At 54.9% G+C, this 7,044-nt stretch carries 8 protein-coding genes; all 8 read right to left on the minus strand.

All coding sequences use genetic code 11. From position 1 onward, the window contains the following. Positions 1 to 72: 72 nt before the first annotated feature. Positions 73 to 1,446, minus strand: coding sequence for a replicative DNA helicase (dnaB, locus tag BLW97_RS12565; protein WP_024892885.1), 1,374 nt, complete (start codon positions 1,444 to 1,446; stop codon positions 73 to 75). 25 nt (positions 1,447 to 1,471) lie between these two features. Next, the gene (gene rplI, locus BLW97_RS12570; RefSeq protein WP_010637682.1) at positions 1,472 to 1,918 is read right to left on the minus strand and encodes a 50S ribosomal protein L9; all 447 of its coding nucleotides are present in this window, start codon (positions 1,916 to 1,918) and stop codon (positions 1,472 to 1,474) included. 36 nt (positions 1,919 to 1,954) lie between these two features. Then, the gene (locus tag BLW97_RS12575; RefSeq protein WP_010637681.1) at positions 1,955 to 2,872 is read right to left on the minus strand and encodes a DUF2232 domain-containing protein; all 918 of its coding nucleotides are present in this window, start codon (positions 2,870 to 2,872) and stop codon (positions 1,955 to 1,957) included. A 15-nt stretch (positions 2,873 to 2,887) separates the two neighbouring features. After that, positions 2,888 to 3,160, minus strand: coding sequence for a 30S ribosomal protein S18 (gene rpsR / locus BLW97_RS12580; RefSeq protein ID WP_010637680.1), 273 nt, complete (start codon positions 3,158 to 3,160; stop codon positions 2,888 to 2,890). 17 nt (positions 3,161 to 3,177) lie between these two features. Beyond that, positions 3,178 to 3,585, minus strand: coding sequence for a 30S ribosomal protein S6 (gene rpsF / locus BLW97_RS12585; protein WP_010637678.1), 408 nt, complete (start codon positions 3,583 to 3,585; stop codon positions 3,178 to 3,180). 110 nt (positions 3,586 to 3,695) lie between these two features. Continuing rightward, positions 3,696 to 4,733 (minus strand): beta-N-acetylhexosaminidase, encoded by a 1,038-nt coding sequence (nagZ, locus tag BLW97_RS12590; RefSeq protein WP_075323328.1) that lies wholly within the window; start codon positions 4,731 to 4,733, stop codon positions 3,696 to 3,698. Further along, positions 4,717 to 6,855: an APC family permease gene (locus BLW97_RS12595; protein WP_010637675.1), complete on the minus strand. Its 2,139-nt coding sequence runs from the start codon at positions 6,853 to 6,855 to the stop codon at positions 4,717 to 4,719. Before BLW97_RS12595 ends, nagZ begins: the two co-directional genes overlap by 17 nt. 11 nt (positions 6,856 to 6,866) lie before the next feature. Next, the coding region (locus tag BLW97_RS19120; RefSeq protein WP_143214920.1) for a L,D-transpeptidase at positions 6,867 to 7,044 on the minus strand (178 nt) is incomplete at its 5' end.

Here is a 7,044-nt window from a genome sequence, read left to right on the forward strand (position 1 = left end):
AACAACGGAGCAAAAAGCACTCATAGCAACTGCCGTTTTTAGGATTATGGCTGTGCGCGCAACCGGAGAAACTCAGTGACCGTATTCGCCGCCCGTTGGCGCATAATTTTCGAAGCGGGTATATTCACCGAAAAAGCTCATCCGCACGGTTCCGATGGGTCCATTGCGCTGCTTGCCGATAATGACTTCGGCGATGCCTTTTACCTCTTCATTATCCTTGTTGTACACCTCGTCCCGATACAAAAACAGGATCAGATCGGCGTCCTGCTCGATGGCCCCGGACTCGCGCAGGTCCGACATTTGTGGACGCTTTTCAGTGCGGTTTTCCAGACTGCGATTGAGCTGGGACAAGGCGATGACAGGAATGGACAACTCCTTGGCAAGGGCTTTTAATGAACGACTGATTTCGGAAATTTCGGCCACCCGGTTATCGCCTCTACCCGGAACCTGCATGAGCTGCAGATAATCGACCACAATCAAATCCAGGCCCTGCTCGCGCTTCAGGCGGCGTGCCCGGGAGCGCAGGTCGGCAGGAGACAAGGCCGCAGAATCATCGGCAAAAAGCGGGGCGGTGCCCAATTCGCCAATGGCATGGGCCAGTCTTGGCCAATCGTCATTTCCCAAAGTGCCGTTACGCAGACGGTGCTGATCGACCCGACCACGTGATGACAAGGCCCGCAAAACAATTTCGTCTGTAGGCATTTCCATGCTGAACACCAGCACATTTTTGCCTTCAACGCAGGCGACGTGCTCGGCCACATTCATGGCAAAGGATGTTTTTCCCATACTGGGACGACCTGCCACAATCACCAGCTGACCCGGATGCAAACCCGAAGTTTTTTCATCCAGATCAGCAAAACCCGTAGCCAGACCGGTAACCCCTTTTTTGTCACGGGCGACCGCCTCAATACGATCAATTACGGCGGGCAAGGCTTCTTTCAGCTGCACAAAACCTTTACCTGCCCGCTGTTGCCCTTCTGCCAGTTGGAAAACCCGACTTTCGGCTTCATCCAGAAGCATACGCGCTTCGCGCCCATCAGGCCGGTAAGCCAACTCGGCAATTTCCCGGCCGACACGAATCAATTGGCGCAGGGTGGCCCGCTCACGCACAATGCGGGCATAAGCCAGCACATTGGCCGCAGAGGGCGTTTCATTGGCCAGCAAGAGCAAATACTGTACACCGCCGGCATCAGCGAGATGCTCATGATCCTGCAAGGTTTCTGACACCGTGACCGCATCCACGACGCGACCGGCATTGAGCATGTTACTGATCGTCTGAAATATCAGACGATGCCGACGCTCATAAAAATCTTCTGCGGCGACCGCTTCCATGACCTGATCCGCAGATTCCGGGTCAATCAGTAACGCACCGATCACCGATTGCTCGGCCTCAATGGAATGCGGCGGAGCTTTCACCCCGCCGCCGTAGTCATCCTCTTCGTACAAGGTCGCGTCTCAGCGTGCCCGGCAATCAGGCCCGCTCGACAAAAACCATGACATCCAGCTCGACTTCAGGGTGCAGATGGATACGGGCGGGGAATTCACCAATCCGCTTGATGGGGCCATCTACCAGACGAATTTCGGTATGCGCCACTTCATGACCCTGTGACTTGAGAGCAGCACTGATATCGTGCAAACCCACAGAACCGAACAGACGACCGTCTTCACCCGCCTGCAGGGCAATTTTCACGACGGCATCAGCCAGAGCGGCTGCACGCTGCTGGGCGGCCTGCAGGCGTTCCATTTCAACCTGCTCCAAAGCCGCCTTGCGCTCGGCAAATTCTTCCAGATTCCGTTGATTGGCCACTACTGCCTTGCCCTGGGGCACCAAAAAGTTACGGCCATAACCGGGTTTGACTTCGACAACATCACCCAGGCGACCCAGTTTGTTAATACGTTCCAGCAAAATCACTTTCATGTTCAATTCCTCCCAAAAATCCTTGCAAAACGTTCCTCAGGAACGTGGTCTCAATAGTCTTTGCCGCAGGTGAAACACCCTGTCCAGAATTCCCAGCACACTCAGCACCAGCAGCAACTGTGACAACAAAATCAGGGCAATATATAGTCCTAACAAGGCTATGGTGGGCCAGCCTTTGGCAGCAAACCACAAATGCACAAAGCTCAAGCCCTGCAGGAGGTACCAGGTCCCGACCAGCAGCGCCAGATTTTGCAGTGGCCAGGCCAATGCACCGTGGAGCAGACTAATGCCCAGCAGAGTTGCCACCACCAGCCAGATCAGCATACCCGGCAATTCCAGACTGCCATAAACGCGTTGCGGTCGATCCAGACCTTGATAACGCTCGTACCAACGACTGGCCAGCAATGCCGCAAGGGTCCATAGCAAAACCAAACCCGCTGCCATGATGCCCGGCAACAAGGGTGCCATACGCAAAACTGCCGCCATCTGTACTTTGCTGATCTCCTTGGCCAGGGGTTTCAGCATCTGCGTCATCTGGGTCTGCCAGAAATCTGGCCCGGCCCCCAGCGGGACTACCCACAACATCAGTACCAGAATCAGCAGAGACAAGCCAATCAGCACCCAGACCACACCACTCCACTGCGTATCCCAATGCAGCCCCTCACCCAACAGTCGCCCCGGCAACCAGGCCACCAGTGCAAATATCACCCCAAACCAGGGGTTAAAGGTAAAGAGCATACTGGCGATGCCGGCGATGACCAGCACTTCCAGACTTTCCTTGCGTCCTGCCTGTATAGTGACTAGAGCCACCAAAGCCACACAGTTCAAGAAGAGGGGCGCCGCCAGAAAGGGTACCAACCCGGCCAGACTGAACAGGACAGCAATACTTAAACCGGCTTGCCAGCGTCCGCTGAGAAACCAGCGCAGAACTCCGCCCTGTGGCTGCGCCGTCACCGCTCCGTCAGTGCCTTAGCGAACGACGTAAGGTAACAGGGCCAGAAAGCGCGCACGCTTGATAGCTGTGGTCAACTGCCGCTGATACAAATTACTGGTGCCTGTGATCCGGCTGGGGACAATTTTACCGGTCTCGCCCACATAAGCCTGCAGGGTTTTCAGATCCTTGTAGTCAATTTCCTTGACGCCTTCTGCCTTGAAACGACAGAACTTGCGACGCCGGGTAAAATTTCCACCGCCACGTTTATCACCGTCACCGTCCCGATCTCTATCCCGATTAAATGCCATCTTGTCTGCTCCTTGAATCAGGCCGTCTCAACGGCTTCATTATCACTGTGAATGGATTCGCTTTCGCCTTCTTCGCTGTCGGTTTCGACGCGTTCCCGACGATCATTTTCGTCACGGGCCAGAAAAGACGCTTCGGTCACGGCCTCTTCACGCACCAGAATCAAATGCCGCAATACCGCATCATTAAAGCGGAAAGCATCTTCCACTTCAGCCAGGGCAGCACCGCTGCATTCCACATTCATCAGCACATAATGAGCCTTATGGGCCTTTTTGATAGGATAAGCCAGTTGCCGACGACCCCAGTCCTCCAGGCGATGGAAATGACCGCCATCGCCTTCGATCATGCCGCGATAGCGTTCAATCATCTGGGGGACTTGTTCACTCTGATCAGGATGGACCAGAAACACGATTTCATAATGACGCAAACGTTGCTCCTTATGGTTCACTGCGGAGTCCGGACGCCCATCGCCCGAACAAGGAGTAAAAAATGGTGAGGGCGTATTCTAATACGCGACGCGGGAAAAACAAGAGCTTATCAGGATAATTCGGTGATTTCGCGCATACAGCGGGCACGCTCAGGGGCCGACAGGGGAATTCCGGCGGCTCCAGCAAGAGCGGCAAGCGTGTTGGTCCCGGTCTGCATTCCTTGATTTTGCAGGTGCTCAATGGCTGCATAGGCACCATTGGGATCATTGCAAACCAGGAGCAAATCCGCGCCCGCAGCCTGTGCCGCATCTACCCGTGCAGCCATGTCTCCCGCCACATGGGCACCCACCATACTCAAATCGTCACTGACAATAACACCTGTGAAACCCATTGCTCCACGCAACACGCCGTTAAGCCAACGCGAGGAAAACCCGGCGGGCTGCTCGGGGTCTATTTGCGGATACAGGCAATGGGCTGGCATGATCGCCGGAATGGCTGCCTGAATCATAGAACGGAAAGGCTGCAAGTCTTCCTCAATAGCGGCAAGTGGTCGATCATCGCGAGGCAAAGCCAGATGCGAATCGGCCGCCACAGCACCATGACCCGGAAAATGTTTGGCCACCCCCTGCAGACCGGAATCAGACATCCCCTGCCAAAGACGCGCTGCAATGGCACCCACCCAATCCGGGTTACGGTGAATGGCGCGATCACCAATCACCCGGGAAATCCCGCGATCCAGATCCACACAAGGCGTGAAGCTGAAATCTACGCCAATTTCCCGCAATTCAGTGGCCAGCAGACGCCCCCAGTCATAAGCCAAAGATTGCGCCGCCTCCAGACCCAAAGCTTCGGCCTTTTGGCCCAGCCTGGCCATGGGTGGAAAGCGTGTCACGCCCTTTTTGAGACGTTGCACCCGGCCACCTTCCTGATCGATGCCAATCAGGAGTGGGGGACTGCGCAGCGCATGAATTTCCCGGCAAAGCGCCTGAACCTGTTGCGCATCTTCGCAGTTACGGGCGAACAGGATGACGCCACCCACCGCCGGCTGGCGGAGCCGCTCACACTCTTCGGGTGTTGGCCAAAGACCAGCAATATCCACCATCAAGGGACCACGCATGAGCAAGCGCGGTTCAGCGGAGTGGGGCATCCGGGTCGGTCTCCACGATCGAATCGGCTTTTGCAGCAGAGGAGGCCTGAGCCGCTGCCTTACCCCCCTCCTTATCCACCTCCTCCTGCTGGACCAATTCCATATCCGGCGACATGGAAATCGGTAACTCAATACGCGGAGGCTGACTGGGAATACCGTGCACATGGACTGGAACAATCATCATACTGAAACCGTCATGCTGGAGGCGGTCCTGCACGATGAAGCTGACTTCGTCATGGAGTAGACCATGGAAAGGCCCCTTACTCCGATTGTCAATCACCCGTCCCGCAAAAAAGATACTTTGTGGAAAGTAGCGAATAGCCACATCCGCCAGTTCTTCCATGGCCAGAATGCGGTCGGTGGAGTAGGTAGCAAACCAGGTGGCAGCCATCCCTTCATTACGACAGAAGGCCATATACTGATTGGCTTCTGCTTCCACATAAACCTTCAGGTCTTCAAGCGCCTTGATGCCTTTGAACTCACCCTGCCCGACAATACCGGCCAGCAAAAACACGTAATTTTTGACAAAGCCACCGACCATACGATGTGCCGTCAGCAAGGTATGCAAACCCAGGCCATCAAAGCGGCTCACAAAAAAGACTGCTGTCGCTCCCCGGGGGTCCAGGGGCAAATTGGGACCCGGTTCCAGATGTTCCGGCACCACGTCCAGCATGGTCTCATCCAGCTCAGCAGTAATTTTACGGATGCTCTTGTAGTGCCGATAAATCAGGTATCCGAGCACAACAACAATCAATGTTACCAGCAGGGTAAACCAGCCACCGGCATCAAATTTTTCGAAAATGGTAATGGCCAGAATGGATGCCGTGACCATGAAACCGAGCACACTGATAGTGAGACGGCCTTTCCAGCGCGGTTCATGATGCCGCTGGGCAAACCAGTGGCGACTCAGCCCCGCCATGGTCAGCGTGAAGGTAATGAACACGTTGATACTGTAGAGCACCACCAGAATACTCACATGCCCACCGGTAGCCAGCAAAATCGCTACCGCCGCAAAGCCGACCAGAAGAATACCGTTTCGCGACACAAAGCGGTCCGATAAATAGGAAAAACGTTCTGGAAGCCAGCGGTCTACTGCCATGTTGGCCATGACAATGGGGGCCGTGATAATGCCGGTATTGGCGGCGATGAACAGCAGCAATCCTTCCGTGACCAGAGTGATTACCGTTGCTGTAGGGCCAAAATGGATCCCGGCAATCGTCCAGTCGCTGGTGATTGCACTATAAAGTACCGCGTTGAGTGTCTGCCCCTGATGTTCATGGACGTGATACATGAGATAGAGAAATATCAGGCTTCCGGCCACCAGTGACAGGGAGGTAGCCAGCAGGGTCATGGTCCGCTGACCAGTCTGGATGCGCGGTTCGCGCATGATATGGACCCCGTTGGCCACGGCCTCCAGACCGGTGTAGGTTCCACCGCCAAGACTGAAGGCACGCATGATCAGTGCGGCAATGAATATCCACCCATACAACTGGTTGTCACGCTCGGCTCCGGCTACCGTATTGTGGGCGATACTCGGAAAATCGCCGACATGGCTGACCAGACCAAAACCCAGCATGATGATATGGGTAGCGACAAATGCCATAAAAATTGGCAAGAGAATCTTGATGGACTCCTTCATGCCGCGCAAATTGATGAAAATCAGAAACAGCAAAATAGCCACATCAATCAGGATGCGCTCACTGTACCAATAGGACGGCAGACTGCTGAGCAACGTTTCGGTACCAGAGGCCACGGAAATGGCTGCAGTCAGCACGTAATCCACAATCAGGGCTGAACCGCTGACCAGACCCGCTTTCGGACCGAGCAGCGTTGAGGCCGTATGATAACCACCGCCGCCATCCGGGAATAAGGCAATCACCTGCTTATAGCCCGCCGAGATGATGAACACCGAAACCGGAATACCAATGGCCAGGAAAACCGCCAGATATTCATGCCCCTTCAAGGCATAATAAATTTCCGGAGGGCCATAGGCGGACGAGGACAAAGCGTCTGAACCCAGGCCTACCCAGGCCAGAAAGGCTGCCAGAGACAAGCTTTCAAACAGTTTCGGGTTGAATACGTTTACGGCACGACGAAATCGGGGTAAGCGAATCCAGGCCATTCAGAACCTCCTCAACGGGGGAAATCAACAGGGGGCTGTAGCCCAATAAAAACAGGGAGCCCTGGAGTAGTTTCAGGGAAAAGAATGCATACATTCTCCGGGCTCATGCGAATACAGCCTGCCGAGACGGACTGACCGAGTCGAGCGGTATCGGCGGTGCCATGAATATAAATGTAGCGCCGGAACGTG

It is taken from the genome of Acidithiobacillus albertensis, from assembly GCF_001931655.1.
GTDB classification, from domain to species: domain Bacteria; phylum Pseudomonadota; class Gammaproteobacteria; order Acidithiobacillales; family Acidithiobacillaceae; genus Acidithiobacillus; species Acidithiobacillus thiooxidans.